Here is a 20,670-nt window from a genome sequence, read left to right as displayed (position 1 = left end):
ATCTGAACTATCTCCAAATAAATGAGTTATATAATCCTGTTGTAGATTTTAGCTTATCTAACTCTTCCAATTTTATAATGGCATATTCACCTCGTCCATTTCTGGTTAAATACACTGGACTATTTTCTCTTACTTCATTAAGAACTTCTGTATAATTCCTTAGATCCGAAACAGGTTTTATATTTGTCATTGTATCACAGCTCCTCATGGTTATATTATAGCTTATATAACAGATGATTACAATGCAAATTAACATGTATATTTGCAGCATAAATGTGAACTACAATCTAACCCTATATCACGAACTGTTCCAAATACCTCTTTGATAGTCTTAGGCTGTCAAGGACTCTTGCTTCGCTGTCTTCAAAGGCTCTATCTTCTATTTCTATACATCCGTATCCATTGTATCCTATATCATTCAGAGCTGATACATATTGGCTCCAATTCACATCTCCAAGTCCCGGGAGTTTTGGACTCATATAATTTAAAGGATAAGCAAGTATACCCGCCCTTTTTAATTTTTCAGAATGCAATTTTATATCCTTAAAATGTACATGGAAAATCCTATCCTTAAATTCATAGATTGGGTTTATATAGTCCATCATTTGCCATACGAAATGACTTGGGTCAAAATTTATGCCAAAGTTTTTATTTGGTGCGATTTCAAATAACTTCCTCCAGATAATTGGAGAAGTGAATAAATTTTGCCCGCCAGGCCATTGCCCATTATCAAATAACATTGGGCAGTTTTCTATGGCTATCTTAACATCCTTTTTATCAGCATAATTTATGATATCAGGCCAAACTTCCTTGAAAATTTCTATATTTTCTTCTACTGTTTTAAATTGGTCTCTACCTATAAATGTAGTAACCATATTTACTCCCAGTCTACTGCTTGCATCTATTACTTTATATAGGTGAGACACATTTGCTTCTCTCATTTCCAAATCATTTCCCATGGTATTTGGATAAAAAGCAAGTGCTGATATCTCAATATTTCTTTCTTTGCAATAATTTTTTATATAGTCTACTTTATCATCAGTTAAATTTTCAACATCAATATGACTTACTCCTGCATATCTTCTTTCTGCTTTTCCTTGAGGCCAACATGCCACTTCCGCGCATCCAAACCCCAATTCACTGGCAGTATCTATCATCTCTTCAAAGCTGTAATCAGCTAATATTGCACTTACAAAACCAAGTTTCATTAAAAAACCCCCCTAGTTCTAATCTACGAAAACCGTCATTCCTGTATTTGAGGATTCAATACTTGCAAATATTGCTCTCATTGAATTTAGAGCTTTTTTACCTGACAATTCAGTTTCCTTATCCTCCAAGATGCTTTCTATAAATAAATCGATAACTCCCGATTTCGTCTGATTTTCATTCGTTTGGATGCCTTCAATTTCATAATATATTTTTTCTCCGTTATTAAGCTCAACTTTTATGGAATATTTGGGATCATCGTATATCCTCATTATCCCCTTGGTGCCATAAAGAACCGTACTATTGTCCTCCGGTCCATAGTAGGTCCAGCTAGCTGTCATCGTTCCAACTATTCCGTCTTCCATTCTATATATACAAAATGCATTATCATCTACACTTATAAGATTGCCCTCTGAATCTTTTTTGTCTAATGTCATAAGCCTTGCCGTAGTTTCTGCGATTTTTTGCCCTGTTAAGAATCGGATTAAGTCCGTCTTGTGTACTCCCAAGTCTGCCATAGCACCCATTACTGCCGCATTTTTGTCAAAAAACCATGTATTTGGTCCCGGTTTTATACTCCATGTTTCCGGACCTCCATGACCAAATGTGGTTTTAAATGTAAGTATTTTTCCGATGAGTCCATCGTCTATAAGTTTCTTAGCTCTTTTGTGAGCTGGTGCTAATAGCTGATTGTGTCCTATCATAAGTTTTTTACCCATTTCATCAGCTGCTTTAACCATGTCTTCACAGTCCTCAATCGTTGTTGCCATAGGCTTTTCACATAGTACATCTTTCCCTGCGCGAAGTGCTTGTATGGTAATATCTGCATGGAGATGATTCGCAACACATATGCTTACGGCATCTATATCTTTATCTTTTAATAACTCCTCATATGACTTATAAGCTATTCCCCCATATTTTTGGGACATCTCTTTTGCCCTTTCATATGTCCTATCATAATAAGCCACAATCTTGCAGTCTTTATTATCCATGTATTCTGGTATATGTCTTACCTGAGCGATTTTACCACATCCAATTATCCCTATATTTAACATGCTTATCCCCTTTCACGTTTATGATTTTTCTTTTCTCTGAAGAAGAACTGCACATACTACAATCATTCCCTTGAATGCTTCTCTCAAAAATGGTGGTACTCCAAATAGATTGAGCAAATTGTTCATAACAGCAATGATAAGCATCCCATATACTGTGCCGATAATCGTTCCTCTTCCACCACTCATACTGGTACCCCCAACTACTGCTGCTGCAATTGCATCCATTTCAGCACCACTGCCTGCATTGGCAAAATCCATGGAGCCGATTCGGGAAACTTGAATTATCGAAGCTATGGCTACTAAAATCCCCATTAAGGAATATACCCTTCTCTTCACCCTATCTACATTTACTCCTGAAAGCTTTGCAGCTTTTTCATTTGACCCTACAGCTATTACCTGTCGTCCGAAGGTAGTGCGTTTAGAAATATAATAAAGGAACAGCGTGATAATGAGCCAATATACAATTGGCATAAACATCCACTTTCCTACTCTGAGATTTGATATCTGAAGGAATTCCTTGGGGACAGTGGGATTATATCCCTGCATAAAATGTTGAGTAATACTTCTAAATATCTTCATAGCGCCAAGAGTTGCTATAAAAGGTGGTATCTTTCCCTTTGTAATCAATAAGCCTATGCCGCTGCCCAATAAATATCCAAGTAAAATTGCAAGAAATATTGTAACAATAAATGCAGGAACCCCGGTTAATCCCAGGTTCAATAAAATCCCTTTTTCCCCTGTGTCTATAAGCATCATAATTACAGCTCCGGTCGCAACCAATGTGGAACCAACCGCAAGATCTATGCCTCCCGAAATTATAACAAAAGTCATACCCAATGAAATAATCCCTACACCGGCATTGTTTCTCAAGATATTGATCCAATTGTTAATCCATGAATTAAACCAATGTCCAAAGGAATCATAATCAAACCCCAAGATTAAGGTTTGCAAAACTATCATAATCAGCAATGCTATAGCAGTACTAAATAGCGGTTCTGTAGTCCATTTATTCCTAAACCATTCAAAAAAATTTTTCTTTTGCTTTACATTATCTTTAAGCATGACTTATTTTTCCTCCTTGGTCTTGACATAAGTTTCCACCGGTTGCAAGATACATGATTTCATGCTCATTCATAGTCGAACCTGATACCTCTCCCTGTATTTTCCCATGATACATCACATAGGCTCTGTCACATAATCGAATGATTTCCTGTGCTTCGCTGGATAAAACAACAACAGCTATTTGATTTTCCGCAAGTTTTAATATGATTTCATAAATATCTTCCTTAGCTCTTACATCCACACCTTGTGTTGGATTGTCAAGAATGAGCAGTTTTGGATCTAATGACAGCCACTTTGCAAGAACAACTTTTTGCTGATTCCCACCGGAAAGGCTATTTATACTATTTGTTGGACTTTCCATTTTAATCCTTAAATTATTAATTTGATTTTCAAAGATATCTTCATGTCTTTGAAAGTTAATAACTCCCTTTTTTGCATACTTTCCCCAAGCCGCAATTGATGCATTTTCAATAATATTCATATCCTGTATAATTCCGTTTTCTTTTCTGTTTCGCGGTAAATATCCAATCCCTTCCTCCAAAGCTTGTTCTGTACTCAATATGTTTTTCTCTTTACCGTCTATGTATACTTTTCCTGAGTTAATCTTTTCAAAGCCAAATATTGCTTGAAACAACTCACTTCTTCCATCTCCCAAAAGCCCCGTTACTCCTAGGATTTCTCCTTTTCTTACAGAAAAGCTAATATCATTAAAAGCTGATTCATGAGATATCTTTTCTACTCTTAAAACTTCTTCTCCAAGATTTTTGTTTCTTGAAAGCTGATCTATTTTCACATCATAGCCTACCATAAACCTTGCTAAATCACCAGGTGTAATATCCTCTACCTTGCCTTCCTTTACCAGTTTCCCATCACGTAAGACCATATACCTCTCACATATTTCCATAACTTCATTTAATTTATGTGATATGAATATGATGCCAACGCCATGATCCTTTAGTGTTCTCATCATGTTAAAGACTCTCTCTATTTCCGGTTCGGTCAAGGATGTTGTGGGTTCATCCATGATTATGATTGAAGCTTTCATCATAATTGCTCTGCAGATTTCAACTATTTGCTTATAGGAAGCATCTAAATCTCTAACCATAACTCTTGGATTCAAATCCACCCCAATTTGACTAAATATTTTTTCTGTTTCTGATATCATCTTCTCTAAATCAAGTCTTCCTCTTTTATTCTTCAATTCTCTACCTAAAAACATATTTTCATAAATAGGCAAATCATTGATTAGATTTAATTCCTGATGGATAAATGCTATTCCGGAATTCAACGATTCTGCAGGGGAATTAAATTCTATCTTTTTCCCATCCAGAAATATATCTCCTAAGTCCATCTTATGAACTCCGCCCAATATATTCATAAGCGTTGATTTACCTGCTCCATTTTCACCTATTAAAGCACAAATCTCACCGCTATTAATAGAGATAGTTACATCCTTTAGAACTCTGTTTGAACCGAATGACTTATTTATATTTTTCATTTCTATCATAAAATCACACCCATTTGTATTAATCTAAGTTACAATTCACGATTAATTCTTGAAAAGATCCTTTGGAATCGATGAAAGATCCAGTGCACTGATATTTTATATAAGGTTATGGCATTGACATTGCCATAACCTTATATAAGTTAGATCCTATTATCTTGAGCCCCATTAATAAGGTGAATTTTCATCAAGAAAATCCTTGTAATTATCTCTATCTACTATAGTTGTAGGTATAATCTTTACCTGTTCTACAGTTTCACCGTTAAGAACCTTCAAGGCTACATCTACTGCATCCTTTACCATAACAGGACTGTATAATGCTGATTGAATCCATATATCTTCATTTTCCGGCATCATCTTGAAGTACTCTTGAGCACCTCCCCCGCCGGTTACTACTTTAATATCTGTTCTTCCTGCTTCTTTTATAGCCTGTAATACACCTATGGAAGTTTCATCATCCATGGAATATACTGCATCTATCTTTGGGTTTTTAGTCAAGATATCTGCAAAATCTTTAAGTCCATCTTCTCTGGTAAATTGAGTAGCATAGGTAATAATATTTAGATCCGGTGCTATTTCTTTGGCTTTTTCTACAAAGCCTTTCTTTCTAAGTTCTGATACGGAACCTGATGAAGGCACTTCCAGAATTACAACAGTAGCATCTTTTCCTACTTTATCTACTATGTAATTAGCCCCTTGAACACCCATATCTTCGTTATCTCCTGATACTCTATAAACTCCGTCTAAGTCAATTTCAATATCAAAGTTTACTATTTTGATACCTGCATCCAATGCCTTTTGCATCGGTACTTCCATACCTACCCATTGAGGAAATGCAACGATTGCTTCAGCTCCCCAAGTCATCAGGTCATCCAATTGTGAAGTCATCTCTTCCGCATTGTTACTTGTTTGAATCTTGTATTCAATCTGGTCTGACAATTCCTTGGCACGAGCTTCTGCATGATATGCAACTGCTGCTACCCATCCGTGTGTTACTGCAGGCGCCAGAATTCCGATTTTGTGCTTTTTGCCTTCAGCTGGTTCTGATTCATTTGGAGCTTCAGCCTCTGTCCCCGGCTCCTCAGGTTCCGGAGCTTGAGCAGGCTTGGAACAAGCCACCAAAGATAAAACTAAAGAAAGCGATAAGACTAACAAAATAATCTTTTTCATTAAATTTTCCCCCTTAATATTTTACATCCTTGTCTAACACTTACTATAATCAACTGAGATTTCTATCACAGCCAATATCCAAACAATTCACAATGCACAATTCACAATTCACAGTTCACAATGCACAGTTCACAATGCACAACTTAATTTAATTCATACCCACTCAGTGAAATATCATAAAATCAAGATTTGGAATATTTCTACTGTCGGGTACACGGCAATTCACAGTTCACAATGCAGAATCGACCCTTGGGTCGTCCTGTCGTGTACCCTTTGTAGTCTAAGGGTGAGCCGGGCAGGATTAACCTAACTAATAGGCGCTGAGGATTCTCTTATTATGAATTTGTGGGGAAGAACAACCTTTTTATTATCTTTGCCTTTATTAATAATACCAAATAATATTTTAAATGCTTCCCTCCCAATATCATAGCAAGGCTGAGATATTGTCGTTATGTATGGATGAAACATTGTGGTATCATCTACATCGTCAAAACCTATAATGGTTAAATCCTCCGGTACTTTAATTCCAAGCTCTTTAGCCGCTATAATGGCTCCAAGAGCTATAGTATCCGAGATACAAAATATCGCTGTAGGTCGATTTTCTCCTTGAAGCAATTTATATGCGGCAGCTTTTCCGCTTTTAAAAGAATAATCAGCATTTGCAGATGCTATATAATCTTCTTTTAAATTTATGCCATGCTTTTCTAAAGAGTCCTTATACCCTTCTAATCTCTCATGTGTGGATATATAGTTGTTTGAACTGGTAATCGTAGCAATTCTCTTATGTCCCAAACTTATAATATATTCCATAACATCTAGGCTAGCTTTATAATTATCAATTGAAACCTTTGGTATATTTAAATCTTTTGTATATTCCGAGCAGTGGACTATAGGGTATTTGTCAGCATATTCCTTTAACCATAAAGAATCAATGTCTATTGATAGAAGAATCGCCCCATCTGCTTTTTTCTTTTTCAACATATCCAAACTCTCTTTTTCACGGGTTTCTTCTCCATTAGTATTGAATATCAATGCACTATATCCATATTCACTTGCAGCATCTCCTATTCCGCTTAAAATGTGAGCATAATATGGGTTCGTAATATTGGGTGCAACTATCAATATTACTCTTGTCTCGTTCCTACGCAAATTTCTTGCTGACATATTTGGCTCAAAGGAAAGTTTCTCTATAGCCTTGTAAACTCGCTCGTATGTCTCGGGTCTAACGGAACTATGATTGTTTAATACTCGTGACACTGTGGCAACAGAAACATTGGCTTCTTTTGCAACATCTGATATAGTTGTCATAATAACCTCCAAATTTATCCTTCTACGCTTTATGCATTGATATTACTGAATGTAATCCATTATATTTTAAATTAAAATAACTCATGTAATCCATTACATAAATATTATATTATTAAATTTTATTTTTGTCAACGTTTTCCGATGAAAAAATTTATTCAATTTACAACTACTTAAACTGAAATGTTCAACATAAAAAAGGTTTAGTGCTGCAATTGACCGAATACAAAGACCCCATAGTTTTAGTCTATAGGGTCTTTGTTCTCTAATTTTATAATTCTATTATGCTGATTTAATTTCATAATTTCTCACTGACTGTAATTTACATCTTTATGCTAATTATTTAAATATATTGTAAATTCCTCACCAACTTGCTTAAAATCATTATTCATTCTCCCACTTTTTTCAGGGAACTTTGTTGCATATGGTGTTAAAGATATGGATTCTATACCATCAGATAAATCTCCTTTTATATCCTCATATTTGAACACCATTTCATCCTTATTTGATCTGCTGAGATAGAATACTACTTCGTTTCCTAAATTATCGGAGCCTCTCAGCTCAACATCATAATCATTTCTTCCTTTACCATTTATCTTTCCTATGATTTTTTGTGATACAGGATTGTATCTATATTCATTTAGAGAATATTGAATTCCATCTATATTAAATTGATATTCTAGAGGAATTACATTGGTATTTGCATTTAATTCTTCGCCGTTTGCAGTAAATTCAAATTCCCAATTTCCTTTAATCCTCTCTTCCTTATCTTTTAAGTGGTAGTTTATTTCATCTATCTTGATTCTTATATCTATATCTGAGCTTGTATCTATGTCCTTAACATCAATGTAGTCAGCTGCAAAATATAAATTTTTCGATTCATCTATTGGTCCCATGGTTCCGCTTCTGCCATTGTTAATCTTCTTCCCGTTTATAAACACGTCATAATCCAAGCAAAATGAATTTACTTCTCTTCCGGTATCAAAAATTGTAGTCAATATCAATTCGTCCTTATCTATTATGGCATCAGTTATTTTCACTGCAACCCCTTTATCTTCCACTACCTGATTTACCACATTTGCATAAGGCTCAATATCCCTCTCTATACCGAGGGACTTACCAATAGAATAAGTTATTTCCGAAATCTTTGATTCAGCTGCAGCATATACCCCTTTTCCGAAATCTGTTTGACTTAATACTCCCACCGTCAATACCAATGCTGCGGTAATAGAGGCAATCTTTTTAAAATTAAATGTTCTCACAGTATCACTTCTAAATGTTCTTTTTAAGCTTTGCTTTTCCACGTCGTTTAACTCCTCTTTTTCATAATCATTTAAATCAATTTTCATATTATTTAAAAGTTCATAAATGCTTTTAGAATCCTTCATTACTAATAGCCTCCTTTGACATCTTTGACTTCTTTGCGAATTTTCTTCTTACCTCTTGAAAGTCTGTTGTATAAAACTGACTTATTCAGCCCCATATCCCGAGATACTTCTTCCATATCCTTATTTTCAATATAGAGTTCTTTAAAAATCCTTCTGTCCTCTTCCGACAAGCTGCTAAGCATTTTTTCAGTTTCTTCACTGACTTCCTTTGATAATATTTCCTTTAATGTATTATCATCTACAGATAAATTGATATTTTCTATGTTTTCATTTTCCAAATCCTTTAAGTATTTTCGTACATAATCTATAGACTTATATTTTGCAATGCCTCCTATCCAATTTTTAAAACTGCTTTTCTCAGAATCATAATAATCAATGTTTTCCCAAATTGATAGCAAACAATCGTTCATACATTCATCATAAAAATTTGGAAGATAAAATAAATGCTTTTTTATTACAGTTTTAAGAATCCAAGCATAATTATCAATAACATATTCTAAGGCTTTCTCATTTCCCTTTTTCATCTGAACGATAAAATTATCTTCTGTTATTTTCAATGGCGCCACCTTCTTTTTGTTGATTCTGTATACAGATATTTTGCCCTTCACTTATTACTTCGTACTCAGAAATAAAAATCTATCAATATATAAATTATATATGAATTTTCGTCCAAAATGTATTTAATGAAAATATACCAAATAATACAATATAAGATTCAACATTTACATCTCTTATATTGTATTATTAATAGAAGGTATTACAAGGAGGTGCAAAATTGGAGCAATCTTCACTTTATACCAATGATGAAATAATAGATATCTATAATCGCAATGTAAACACAGTCTACAAAATTTGTCTAATGTATTTGAAAAATATCCCTGACGCCGAGGATGCAGTTCAAAATATATTCCTAAAGCTTATACAAGGAAACCATAGGTTTAAAAACTTAGAACATGAAAAGGCATGGTTGATACTTACATCTCAAAATCATTGCAAAAATATACTTAAGCATTGGTGGAAAAAGCAGAGAGTTGATATTGACAATATTTCGGAGATTTCATATGAAGAAAATAATACCTTTGATGATATTTGGAAGCAGATACTTCTGTTGCCCAATAAGTATAAAATAGTGATTTATCTGTATTATTATGAAGGTTATTCAACAGAAGAGATATCTGAAATACTCAATATTAAAAGCCCTACAATACGTTCACAGCTTTCTACGGCTCGTAAAAAACTAAAAATTATACTGGAGGAGGATATTGAATGAAAAAAGAAGATTTATATAATAGTATCGACTCTGTAGTTCCGAATGAAGTCCAAAAATCTAGGATGTTGAAGGAAATATTAAATCCAAAGATGAATTATGTAAAAACAAAACCTAAAAAATTGGTAATAGCTGTAATAGCTATTTTTTGTCTGATAAGCACCACTGTAATAGCCACGAATATTCCTGCTTTTCAAAGTCTCTTGGAAAAAATAAACCCTGATATGGTAAAATTTATAAAACCTGTAGAGGGGGTATGCATAGACCAAGGAATTAAGATGGAAGTTGTCGCAGTTGCTCGATATGATAATATGGTTAAGGCATATATAACCCTTCAGGATTTGGAGGGAGACCGTATACGTGAGGATCTTAGCTTTCTTGATTATTATAGTATAAAAGGTGCATGGTCCGGCAGGTGGTCTCTTATAGATCTTGATAAGGAAAATAAAAAAGCAACTTTGTTTGTAGAAGCTGAAAATGATAAAAAATTTGAAGGAGAAAATTTGATATTCAAAGTGGAAAATATCTTCTACGATCATAAAAAATATGAGGACTACGAAATAGGAATAGATTTAAACGAAATAAGTCACGACCCTTCCTATATAAATGCAACTACAGAGCAATTTATGTCCTGGTCTCATGGCAAATTATACGGTGGCCTCCTTTCTGAAGAACAAATAGTTCCTATTTTATCCCCACATACCATAGATTTTAAATTCTCTAATATAAAAACATCTATGATTTCCAATATTGGAGTTATAGATGGGATACTCCATGTACAGGTATGGCGGGATACAGCTTTTGATGGTCAAGGTGTGAGTATCTATCTTAAGGATTCTAAAGGTGAGAGAATTGATGCAGATACTACTATAACCTTTATGCTAGATGAACTCAAAAAGATTAAAAATCCCGAATATAGTTACTACAGTGAATATATATTCGATATAAATACCGATAATTTAGACGACTATAAGTTATTTGGCGATTTTCACACTTCTAAGCAATTGAAAGGAAACTGGGAAGTAAGTTTTAAAGCAGAGGATAGTTAAATAATCCAATTAAGTAATATTGAAATAGATGAACCAAAGGGTATAAATATAGATAAAATAAGAGTTAATCCTTTTGGAGTGACTATTTTAGGAAATAGAAATATTGATGCAGATGCTTATGAATTCGATATAAAAATCAATACACAAACAGATACAATCCAAGCTTCAATCTTCAGCAGCACGTGGAAAGATCTCCCATATGATACCAAGGAAAAATGCAGCGATTTCATATTGATATATGATACAGAAAAACCTATTGATTTAAATCTTATAAAATCCATTACCATAGATGGAGTAGATGTGCCAATTAAATAAGATAATAATAAAAGCCCTAAATCGGGGCTTTTATTAATTATCTTATTTATGAAAGTGTGTAATTTAGTTTTGCAATTTACTTAATTCACTATTTGCTCCATGATCTCTATTCCCTTTATTATTTGATTACGACTTACCCTATCGGATGAAATCCCATTTTCTATACATGATATGAAATGTGAAAGTTCATTGTAAAACATTCCGGTAGGCGGTAAGTTTATACCTGTAGGCACTACTACTTCCTCTTTTAAATCAAATTCAAAAGGTTCTTTTTCATTTTGATATAATATAAGGCTTTTACCGTCATATTCCAATACTGCTCTTTCAAAATACACCCTCCAAGCTGCACTAAAGGGATAGTCCGCATTATACCATGCAGCTTCCGCTGACACGTTTAAATTTTCAAACGTATAATTTATCCTATATGCTTCTTTATAACCAGCTTCATCTCTGCCGCAACTTGTATAATTAAAGCTCTTAGGTATACCAAAAAGACTTATTATCAAATCTAAATCGTGTACATGAAGATCAAAGGGCAATAGCCCGCTTTTTTCCTTATCGAAAAGCCATCCTTCTTTAGTCCATTTAGGGCTGGCTGAAAGCCTTTTAAAATACCCATCTAACGGTTTCCCATAAGTTTGATTTTTTACTATGTCCTTCAATATTTCAGATTCTTTTGTAAACTGCACTACTTGTCCTACAAATAGCAATAAGTCATTTTTCTCTGCTAAATCAAATATTTCTTCTGCATCTTTTGCATGTAATGCAATGGGTTTTTCTACAATTACATGCTTATGAAAATTTAATGCCTCCATTACATAGTCTTTATGCAAATATGTGGGGAGGCAGATATCTATAACATCTATATTTTCGTTTTTCACCATAGATTCAATATTCTCATAAGGTATTATCCCAAATTCCTTAGACTTGTTTTTGCTATTTTCAGAATTACATACTGCTGCAGCTACTTTACAATTATCAATATATTGATAGTTGTGATAATGAACAGTCCCCATACCGCCTAAACCAACAATTCCGATTTTTATCATGAAAGCCCCTCCCTAAATTTCTAATCCTATACTTTTTAGATAATCAAAAGAATCCTTTACAGCCTCGTTTATCTCATCAAGGCTTCTTGCCCCTTCGGATGTAAATTCAATTTCTATGCTTAATGGACAGTTGTTGTTTGTCTGCTCTAATTTTTCCATTATCATCTTAAAATCAATATAGCCCTGACCTAATGCCGGGAAATTCCACTCATTATATGCTCCGGCTTTGTCCTTTAAATGGATATAACCGATTTTATCTATTGAAGAGACTATATCCTCTTCCAAATTTACATTGCCATAGAATATTGCATTAGCCGTATCATAGTTTATCATAACATTGGGTGAATCAACTAGTTCGACTATTTTCTTTAGCTGTTTGCCTGTACCATGTTTGCCATGATTTTCAATCCCAAGTTGCAAATCGTATTCTTGAAGGAAAGGTACTATCTCTCTGATATGTTCTGCAACTTCTTCGTCTGAAATCTCGGTCCTATCCTTTAAGTGAGCTTCTCCTATTGAAGAGATAATATAATCGCAGCCGAAAAAAGCAGCTAGTTTGATATTGAGGATAAAATCCTCTAATCTTTCCCTATCCATTAAATTACAATGCCCACTCATAGAGAATGGAATAAGATTATTGTTCTTAAGCTCATCTTTTATTTTGCAAAGTCTTTCAAATGTCATATTTGGAAATACATGCTCTGTCCATCCTTTGGTTGCTGTTAGTTCCACGTATCTAAACCCAGCTTTTTTTATGCCATCTATAGCATCTTCAATGCTATACCCATGATATGTATTTGAATTAACTGCTATAATACGATTCATCAAATTTCCCCCTTTTTATTCTACTTTTAACTATTTTATACCTTAAGTGATTATTGTTAAGCAATAATTCTACATTTAATGTAAAAACAATTCACAATTCAAACTTCCACAATGATTCTAAGCATTATCCCTACTACCTTTTATATTAATCGAATATCTATATAGCCAACCTGCAAGAATTACAAATATTCCTAAGGTCACTAGATTTCTCACAGCTTCATTGGTAATGATACCAGCAAGGAAATCTATTCGTATATTTAAAGCTGCAAATATTCCAATCAATATACCGGTAAGGGCATCTCCGGCTACAAGGCCGGATGCTATCAAGGTGCCTCTTTCCAGGGATGTTTCTAAATTTGATTCATCCTTTTTAAATTTCATCTCAACTAATTTTCGTATTATACCGCCGAAAAAAATTGCTGCGTTTAGAGATATAGGTAGATAAATCCCTAATGCAACCGGCAATATTGGAAGTTTGGCTAAGGCACAGAATACAGCAATTACCGCCCCTATAATTACAAGTGTCCATGGCAGTCTCCCTGTCATTATTCCCTCAACAATTAGTCTCATTAGGGTTGCCTGTGGCGCTGCAACTTGTTCACCTCCTATTGTATATGCGTTGTGTAGAAGCAATACTGTAGCTCCTGCAGCTACTGATGCTATTGCTAATGATATAAACATACCGTGTTGTATCTTTCTGGGACTGCCTCCTACTATATATGTTGCTTTCAGCGACTGAGCTACTCCTCCTGCTACGGCTATAGCAACACATACGACACCTGCTGCCATTAAAACGATTTGCATTCCCGAAGTACCTGTGGCACCCATTGCTCTGTAAATCGAAGCGATAACTAAAAGTGTCGCAATAGTCATTCCGGATACCGGATTGTTGCTTGCCCCAATTACTCCAACCATTCTTGCAGATACAACCGAAAAGAAGAAGGAAAAGAATACAGCAAGTATTGCACCTATTGGTCCCACTCCTATGACAGGAACAAACCAAGTCAATAAACACCCTAATATAGCTGCTGCTAATACCCATATAAACGATGGATCTTCATCTATTCTTTTTTGAGACTTTTCGCCTTTTCCAAACCCGCTCATTGCCTCTCTGAAGGATTTTATAATGGTAGGTAAAGATTTTGCTAGGGAAATGAAACCTCCGGCTGCCACAGTACCTGCCCCAATATATCTAATATAGCTAGACCAAATTTCAGAAGCTGACATTTCAGCGATTAGTACTGTGGATGGAAATATAGCCTCAGATGCAAATACCCCAAAGAATTTTATCAATGGAATTAGCGAAAGCCATGCTAATACGGACCCGGCAAACATCAACGCTGATGTAGATGTTCCAACGATAAAACCTACCCCTAAAAGTGATGATAAAGTATCTATACCTATCATTGTTCCCTGATATGAAGCTATGATATATGAAGCTGTCTCATTCCAAAGACCTAATCCTCCGGACAATAACTTGTATACAAAACCTACACCTAGTCCATTTAGTACGGATTGAAATCCTTTTCCTCCCTGATTTGCATTTACCAATACTTCAGCTTGTGCCATGGACTCCGGATAAATTAATTCTCCATGTTCTTGAACTATCAGATATCTACGCACAGGGGTTACAAAGTATACCCCCATAAATCCCCCAATAATAGTAACTAAAGCTACTTGAGTGATTGAGAGATTAATGCCTATGAGAATAATAGCAGGCAGTACAAATATAATACCACCTGCAATGGATTCTCCTACTGCTGCTAATGAGGCAACATAATTTGCCTCCAATATGCTATTTCTTTTAAACATCGTCTTTAATAATCCTGTTGCAAGAATTGCACCTGGAATACCTGCTGAAATAGTAAGACCTACTCTAAGCCCTAAATAGGTATTTGCAGCAGCAAATACAATTGCAAAGATAATGCCCATAGTAATTGAATATCCTGTTGCTTCAGGTGCTTTTTCATCTGCGGATATAAAAGGAACATAATCCTCTCCTTTTATTCCGCCATATGCATCTTTAGATAATCTCTTTGGATTATTAGTCATGAAAAATCCTCCTATGTTAGTCTATTTTAATTCTTCGAACAATTTCAATAGGAATTCCCATACTCTTTGTACAGATGAAATACTTAGATGCTCTTTTTCCGTATGAACATCATATAAATTAGGTCCAAAGCTTATCATGTCGGTATCAGGTAAGATTTCCTTTAACAACCCGCATTCAAGTCCTGCATGTATAGCATTTACCTCAGGTTCTTTCCCAAATAATTCTTCATATATTTTAATACACTTTTCACGTATTTTTGAGTTTTCATCGTATTCCCAAGCAGGGTAAGCACTATTTTCAACTGCCTTTGCACCCGTTCTCCTTGCTACAGCTGCCAGAATATTTAAAATTTCCCTTAGAGCGCTGTCGGAAGAAGAACGTACAGATGTTGTTATCTCAATATTACCTTCCTTTTCTTCAATAATCGCATTATTTAAGCTGGTCTGAACCAGTCCTTCAATATCCTTTGACATATATTGAACTCCATCAGGTATCATCATGATAAAGTCAATTAGATTGTCACTTAACCCCTTTGTATATACTTCGTCTATACTTACCTCTTTTGTATCTATATTCAATCCACTATCCTCAACATGGTATTCTTCCTTTAAGTCATTTGCAAGACTCCCTATGATTTTCTCTACTTCACTCATATTTTCAATAAAAATAGTAGCTTCTGCTTCATTCGGTATTGCATTGTGTTTAGTTCCGCCATGAATATTGGATAGCCTTATATTAGCTTTCCCATTACATTCATATAAAATTCTACCTAATAATTTTATAGCATTTGCTCTTTGTTTGATGATCTCCATACCGGAGTGTCCGCCTTTTAGACCTGAGATCCTAATTTCCAATCCCTTTCCAGTCTTTTTCTCCTTTTCAAGCTTGAATGTAATACTCATATTTGCCCCACCGGCACAGCTTACAAGAAATATTCCTTCCTCCTCCGAATCCAAATTTAGAAGAGTCTTACCTTGCAGGTGTTCATTTGTCAAAGCCATAGCTCCATCCATTCCGGTTTCTTCACTTGTTGTGACTACAATTTCAAGTGGCGGGTGTTTTACATCGTCAGAATCCAATATTGCAAGTGCATAAGCTACTGCAATACCATCGTCTCCGCCTAATGTGGTATTATTTGCCCTTAAAATATCTCCTTCTACCATCATTTCTATGGGATCCTTTGAAAAATCATGATTTGACCCTTTTGCTTTTACACATACCATATCCATATGTCCCTGAATGATTACAGAATCAGCATTTTCATACCCTGCAGTTCCTGGCTTTTTGATTATGATATTTAATGCTTCATCTTGATAAGCCTCTAGGTTTCTTTCTTTTGCAAAATTTAAAAGAAAATCACTTACTCCTTTTTCATTCCCTGAACATCTTGGAATTTGATTTAATTCATAAAAATAATTAAATACCTTTTTTGGTTCTAGCTTTTGAATGTTTGACATATTATACCTCCTATAGTCTTTAAAAAATTATTTCTATTTTCCCTAATATATTTATCCCCAATAATACTTGATTTTAGCAAAAAAATCAAAAATCAAATTATACATTTTAATTCACATTAAATTTAAGGATGAGACGAACAATGAAATTTTTGCATTTTAACAGATTTATTGACAAAATATACGAATCTTGTTATTCTAAATTAGTTAATATAATTAATTTCATAGTATCACATGAAACCAAAATCACAAGAGATTGTTCTTGTGACTTTATTTATGAATTAAATGATTCACAGGGGTATGAAAATCAGCGAAATATTTTGGAGGGACAAGAAATATGGAAAATGATTATTTAATACAAAAAAAACCTTTAAATGCTTTGATTATTTTTTCCTTACCTATCATCATAGGTAATTTATTTCAACAAACTTACACGATGGCAGACTCAGCTATCGTAGGTCGATTTGTAAGTGAACAGGCCTTAGCCGCTGTAGGAGCTTCTTACTCTTTGACCAATATATTCATTTGTATTGCAATTGGAGGTGGAATCGGAGCTTCAGTTGTTGTAAGCAGATATTTTGGTGCAAAAGAGTATGCTAAAATGAAGCAAGCTATTTTTACCTCTTTTGTATCTTTTCTGGTAATTAGCATTTTGCTAGGAGGACTTGGTTTATTGATCAGCAAAAACATTTTGGTCCTTTTGAATACTCCTGATGATATTTTGGATATGGCAGTACTGTATCTTGATATTTATTTTCTAGGGCTTCCGTTTCTTTTTATGTACAATATTCTATCATCTATGTTTAATGCGCTGGGAAGATCAAGAATACCGCTATACTTTTTGATTTTTTCTTCTGTTTTTAACGTTATATTGGATATTATCATGGTAACAACGTTTCAAATGGGTGTTGCCGGAGTTGCATGGGCGACTTTGATCGCGCAAGGTATTTCTGCTGTTTTATCCTTCTTGGTTTTTATGAAGGGACTTAAAAGTCTAAATTGTGAACACACAAAAGTATTTGATAAATCAGAATTAGCCATCATGGCGAAAATAGCTTTACCATCTATTTTACAGCAATCCACAGTTTCAATTGGTATGATGCTGGTACAATCAGTTGTAAATAGCTTTGGTTCTCAGGCGTTAGCAGGATTTTCCGCTGCTATGAGAATTGAATCCATTTGCATCGTGCCAATGACCGGAATTGGAAATGCTATGTCTTCTTACACAGCTCAAAACCTTGGTGCCCAAAAACATGAACGAGTTGTAGAAGGATATAAAGTAGCAAACAAAATGGTAATTGTTTGTGCAGTAGTTATTTGTTTAATATTGGAATTATTTCACGCTTCAATTATTTCTCTCTTCCTTGGAGATAATGGTACTGCTACTGCAATTGCCACAGGTCGAAATTATTTAAAATTTATTGGATGGTTCTTCTGTCTAATTGGTTTTAAAATGACTGTAGATGGGCTATTGCGAGGTGCCGGTGACATGAAGATGTTTACTGTTGCAAATTTAGTTAATCTATTTATTAGGGTAGTCCTATCTATAACACTTGCTCCTAAATATGGAATTGCAATGGTTTGGTATGCTGTACCAATAGGTTGGCTAGCAAATTGGATAATATCATTTTTACAATATCGTACAGATAAATGGAAAACAATATATGCTTCTTAGGATTGGGTGAAGGGTAGAGTGGAATGATCTCAAATATATTACGATTCATTCGATAAAAGCAACCGTAATTAATCAGATTTGATTAATTACGGTCTTTTTATTTACAATATAAAACCATATTAAATCATTATTATAATTATTGTCCTTTATACCAGTTGGAAAGGTCTATCGAATTTCCAAAAGATTTATTGTTCTTATAATTATCTTTACTCTTATTCCTTTTTTGTTTATTATTTTGTTTATTATTTTGTTTATTATTTTGTTTATCATATTGAGTCTTTCTACTTTTATCTAAACCCATTCTATCTTTATTAATTATGTCTGCATATTCTAATATTGATGGTAGGACCTTTTTATCTTTAAATTCATTTAAATTCATATATCTATACCAGTTAGCATCTTTCTTGTTAACTACCTTACTCTTAATATAAATAAATTCTTTTATAAATTTTTGTTCATCAATGCTCTTTCCATTAAGATATTTATTAGAAAATGTTTCTTTATATATATTAATATATTTATCTATCTCTGCATCTTCCATAAAATCAAAACTAAATTCTAAATATTTCTTTTCCAAATTTTCTAATTTTAACAAAATGTCAGAAACCTTAACTCTACCAAATCCATATGGCTTAGCTAATCCAATGCTCTGATAGCAATTATCTTCTAGTTTTAGCGCCCATATTAAAAGGCCAAGCTCATCTTCTTCCAAGTTATTAAAATATATTTTCCCACTAAATTTAGTACCTTCTTTTAAAGGATGAATAGTAAAAATCATATTATCATTCTGTTTATCTATATTTGGTCTTTCTATATAATCCTTCAGCCAATACTGTTTAGTTCCTCTGATTTTAAAATCGCCTTCATATATATTAAGTTCCTTTTTCCCTGCCCCTATTTCTTGTTTTAAGTATAGATTATAGCTTGTTGATTTTGGTTCAGCCAATATTATTTTCATACTAGTATCTTTATCAACAATTGCTCCTTCATGAACTAGGACATCCTCAAAGCTAACTCTAGACTTGTAACTATAAATTTCTTCTTTATTGTCTTTTTTTAATACCGTGCTTGAAAATCCAAATATGGAATCACAATAGCTAATACCTGCAACATCTTTATATGATGGGTTGACTTCATCTAATACTGATTTTGAGTAAAACATTCTTATATATGGTGTAAATCCAAAATGAAGTCTATCTGTATTTATAAAAAATATTGGCTTTTTATTCCCTATACTAGGCAAATTAAAAAATTCATCTCCTGATTTTATTTTTTCATCTGATTTACTCATCTTTTTGGTGAGAATTAGGTCATCTTTATATTGTCTAATATTATCTTGTGATATTTCTATTATATTTGAATAAATCGAAGGTGCTGGAACTATATAATGACTCATCTTTCCATCTATAAATCCTCCAGATAATAAATACCCCTCTTCATTATATTGTCCTATACTGCCAATTTTAATAATTCTTGCACTCTTTGAATCTAAAGAATAAGACACTTCAATATTATAAGGTTTATAACTCCCATTTTTGCAATCTTTAAGTATACATTTTTTCTCATCATGTGCTTTATATATTTCTTGTTTATTTTTTGATCCTCTTCCATAAATTATCTTATTTAAATTCTTTATTCTATCCTCAAATTTTATTATTTTTGGTAAATACATAAATTTAATATCTTTTATAATTTTCTCATCTAATATCTTTCTAAGATATATCTCATCTACCCTAAAATAATTTCTAATTTCATCTAATTTTTCGCTTTCTTTTATAAAATACTTATTATTTTCATTGAATATATATCCAGTTCTTAAGTTTCTGGATATTCTTTTATTTGGATCAATACTCAGAATTTGAGAATATCTCTTTGATAAAGAATTACTACCGGCTATATCCCTAAAAAGGAATTTTGAATCTTCAATTTCACTCATCTCATAATTATTCCCTCTAATTATGTTACTAAAACTTAATATCTGGGTATTTGCTCTTATAAACCCCCTTATTGTATTCCCAGGTATTGCATATTCTCCACTAGAATTTATAAAAAAGTATGCATTTTTATCTTTTTCTCCTGCAGAAACTATAATTGGTGTTTTTGCCTCTAATGTATAACAAATAGTTCCTGATAATAGTTTCCTTCCATCCCTACTCTTAAAATTATTATGTGCTGGTAAATCATTAGGGTGATTATATCTGACTACAGCTTTTGGTGGTAAACTAACAAAGTTATATGGTGCTACAGAATATCCTTTTAAATCCTGCTTGTCTATTGTTATAGGTTTCATCTT

Annotated in this window: 18 protein-coding genes; 4 read left to right on the top strand and 14 right to left on the bottom strand. The window is 33.6% G+C overall.

Translation table 11 applies throughout. The features are described from left to right. Positions 1-7: 7 nt before the first annotated feature. The 9 genes from H8707_RS05345 to H8707_RS05305 form a co-directional block, all read right to left on the bottom strand. Positions 8-190, bottom strand: a complete 183-nt coding sequence (locus H8707_RS05345; protein ID WP_262429106.1) for a type II toxin-antitoxin system prevent-host-death family antitoxin — start codon at positions 188-190, stop codon at positions 8-10. Between the two features lie 103 nt (positions 191-293). After that, complete coding sequence (locus tag H8707_RS05340) at positions 294-1,208, bottom strand: sugar phosphate isomerase/epimerase family protein (RefSeq protein WP_262429105.1); 915 nt, start codon at positions 1,206-1,208, stop codon at positions 294-296. 18 nt (positions 1,209-1,226) lie between these two features. Then, positions 1,227-2,261 carry a Gfo/Idh/MocA family protein gene (locus H8707_RS05335; RefSeq protein WP_262429104.1) on the bottom strand — a complete coding sequence of 345 codons (1,035 nt, stop codon included), beginning with the start codon at positions 2,259-2,261 and terminating at the stop codon, positions 1,227-1,229. A gap of 18 nt (positions 2,262-2,279) precedes the next feature. Continuing rightward, positions 2,280-3,323, bottom strand: a complete 1,044-nt coding sequence (locus H8707_RS05330) for an ABC transporter permease (RefSeq protein WP_262429103.1) — start codon at positions 3,321-3,323, stop codon at positions 2,280-2,282. Next, positions 3,316-4,830 carry a sugar ABC transporter ATP-binding protein gene (locus tag H8707_RS05325; RefSeq protein ID WP_262429102.1) on the bottom strand — a complete coding sequence of 505 codons (1,515 nt, stop codon included), beginning with the start codon at positions 4,828-4,830 and terminating at the stop codon, positions 3,316-3,318. The genes H8707_RS05330 and H8707_RS05325 overlap by 8 nt, the downstream gene beginning before the upstream one ends. A gap of 165 nt (positions 4,831-4,995) precedes the next feature. Next, positions 4,996-5,997, bottom strand: coding sequence for an ABC transporter substrate-binding protein (locus H8707_RS05320; protein WP_262429101.1), 1,002 nt, complete (start codon positions 5,995-5,997; stop codon positions 4,996-4,998). A gap of 306 nt (positions 5,998-6,303) precedes the next feature. Further along, positions 6,304-7,305: a LacI family DNA-binding transcriptional regulator gene (locus tag H8707_RS05315; protein WP_262429100.1), complete on the bottom strand. Its 1,002-nt coding sequence runs from the start codon at positions 7,303-7,305 to the stop codon at positions 6,304-6,306. A gap of 332 nt (positions 7,306-7,637) precedes the next feature. After that, entirely contained in the window at positions 7,638-8,690 is a 1,053-nt protein-coding gene (locus H8707_RS05310; protein ID WP_262429099.1) for a DUF4179 domain-containing protein, read from the bottom strand. 2 nt (positions 8,691-8,692) lie between these two features. Continuing rightward, the gene (locus H8707_RS05305) at positions 8,693-9,247 is read right to left on the bottom strand and encodes a sigma-70 family RNA polymerase sigma factor (RefSeq protein ID WP_262429098.1); all 555 of its coding nucleotides are present in this window, start codon (positions 9,245-9,247) and stop codon (positions 8,693-8,695) included. Positions 9,248-9,465: 218 nt separating this feature from the next. Between H8707_RS05305 and H8707_RS05300 the strand changes: the two genes are divergently transcribed. From H8707_RS05300 to H8707_RS05290, 3 genes are all read left to right on the top strand, one after another. After that, on the top strand, positions 9,466-9,960 hold the full coding sequence (locus tag H8707_RS05300; RefSeq protein ID WP_262429097.1) for an RNA polymerase sigma factor: 495 nt from the start codon (positions 9,466-9,468) through the stop codon (positions 9,958-9,960). Next, on the top strand, positions 9,957-11,006 hold the full coding sequence (locus H8707_RS05295) for a hypothetical protein (RefSeq protein ID WP_262429096.1): 1,050 nt from the start codon (positions 9,957-9,959) through the stop codon (positions 11,004-11,006). Before H8707_RS05300 ends, H8707_RS05295 begins: the two co-directional genes overlap by 4 nt. 78 nt (positions 11,007-11,084) lie before the next feature. Then, positions 11,085-11,321 (top strand): hypothetical protein, encoded by a 237-nt coding sequence (locus H8707_RS05290; protein ID WP_262429095.1) that lies wholly within the window; start codon positions 11,085-11,087, stop codon positions 11,319-11,321. Between the two features lie 80 nt (positions 11,322-11,401). Here H8707_RS05290 and H8707_RS05285 read toward each other — a convergent pair whose 3' ends face one another. From H8707_RS05285 to H8707_RS05270, 4 genes are all read right to left on the bottom strand, one after another. After that, complete coding sequence (locus H8707_RS05285; protein ID WP_262429094.1) at positions 11,402-12,370, bottom strand: Gfo/Idh/MocA family protein; 969 nt, start codon at positions 12,368-12,370, stop codon at positions 11,402-11,404. A gap of 12 nt (positions 12,371-12,382) precedes the next feature. Beyond that, a complete protein-coding gene (locus H8707_RS05280) occupies positions 12,383-13,195 on the bottom strand; it encodes a sugar phosphate isomerase/epimerase family protein (protein ID WP_262429093.1) in 813 nt (270 codons plus the stop codon). A 117-nt stretch (positions 13,196-13,312) separates the two neighbouring features. Next, a complete protein-coding gene (locus tag H8707_RS05275) occupies positions 13,313-15,247 on the bottom strand; it encodes an OPT family oligopeptide transporter (RefSeq protein ID WP_262429092.1) in 1,935 nt (644 codons plus the stop codon). Between the two features lie 21 nt (positions 15,248-15,268). Beyond that, positions 15,269-16,705: an aminoacyl-histidine dipeptidase gene (locus tag H8707_RS05270; protein ID WP_262429091.1), complete on the bottom strand. Its 1,437-nt coding sequence runs from the start codon at positions 16,703-16,705 to the stop codon at positions 15,269-15,271. A 334-nt stretch (positions 16,706-17,039) separates the two neighbouring features. On the opposite strand from H8707_RS05270, the gene H8707_RS05265 reads away from it, so the two are divergent. Then, on the top strand, positions 17,040-18,377 hold the full coding sequence (locus H8707_RS05265) for an MATE family efflux transporter (RefSeq protein ID WP_262429090.1): 1,338 nt from the start codon (positions 17,040-17,042) through the stop codon (positions 18,375-18,377). 136 nt (positions 18,378-18,513) lie between these two features. Here H8707_RS05265 and H8707_RS05260 read toward each other — a convergent pair whose 3' ends face one another. Beyond that, positions 18,514-20,667 carry a TIGR03986 family type III CRISPR-associated RAMP protein gene (locus H8707_RS05260; protein WP_262429089.1) on the bottom strand — a complete coding sequence of 718 codons (2,154 nt, stop codon included), beginning with the start codon at positions 20,665-20,667 and terminating at the stop codon, positions 18,514-18,516. Positions 20,668-20,670 lie beyond the last annotated feature (3 nt).

Origin of the sequence: Paratissierella segnis (assembly GCF_014385195.1) — a bacterium.
GTDB classification, from domain to species: Bacteria; Bacillota; Clostridia; order Tissierellales; family Tissierellaceae; genus Paratissierella; species Paratissierella segnis.
Note: the sequence above shows the minus strand (reverse complement) of the source record. Positions and strands in the feature narration are given on the sequence as shown.

Coding starts and splice junctions, on each gene's coding strand:
- H8707_RS05265 (WP_262429090.1), top strand. CDS start 17,040: ATGGAAAATGATTATTTAATACAAAAAAAACCTTTAAATGCTTTGATT.
- H8707_RS05310 (WP_262429099.1), bottom strand. CDS start 8,690: ATGAAGGATTCTAAAAGCATTTATGAACTTTTAAATAATATGAAAATT.
- H8707_RS05340 (WP_262429105.1), bottom strand. CDS start 1,208: ATGAAACTTGGTTTTGTAAGTGCAATATTAGCTGATTACAGCTTTGAA.
- H8707_RS05325 (WP_262429102.1), bottom strand. CDS start 4,830: ATGATAGAAATGAAAAATATAAATAAGTCATTCGGTTCAAACAGAGTT.
- H8707_RS05295 (WP_262429096.1), top strand. CDS start 9,957: ATGAAAAAAGAAGATTTATATAATAGTATCGACTCTGTAGTTCCGAAT.
- H8707_RS05345 (WP_262429106.1), bottom strand. CDS start 190: ATGACAAATATAAAACCTGTTTCGGATCTAAGGAATTATACAGAAGTT.
- H8707_RS05260 (WP_262429089.1), bottom strand. CDS start 20,667: ATGAAACCTATAACAATAGACAAGCAGGATTTAAAAGGATATTCTGTA.
- H8707_RS05335 (WP_262429104.1), bottom strand. CDS start 2,261: ATGTTAAATATAGGGATAATTGGATGTGGTAAAATCGCTCAGGTAAGA.
- H8707_RS05270 (WP_262429091.1), bottom strand. CDS start 16,705: ATGTCAAACATTCAAAAGCTAGAACCAAAAAAGGTATTTAATTATTTT.
- H8707_RS05280 (WP_262429093.1), bottom strand. CDS start 13,195: ATGAATCGTATTATAGCAGTTAATTCAAATACATATCATGGGTATAGC.
- H8707_RS05285 (WP_262429094.1), bottom strand. CDS start 12,370: ATGATAAAAATCGGAATTGTTGGTTTAGGCGGTATGGGGACTGTTCAT.
- H8707_RS05320 (WP_262429101.1), bottom strand. CDS start 5,997: ATGAAAAAGATTATTTTGTTAGTCTTATCGCTTTCTTTAGTTTTATCT.
- H8707_RS05315 (WP_262429100.1), bottom strand. CDS start 7,305: ATGACAACTATATCAGATGTTGCAAAAGAAGCCAATGTTTCTGTTGCC.
- H8707_RS05275 (WP_262429092.1), bottom strand. CDS start 15,247: ATGACTAATAATCCAAAGAGATTATCTAAAGATGCATATGGCGGAATA.
- H8707_RS05330 (WP_262429103.1), bottom strand. CDS start 3,323: ATGCTTAAAGATAATGTAAAGCAAAAGAAAAATTTTTTTGAATGGTTT.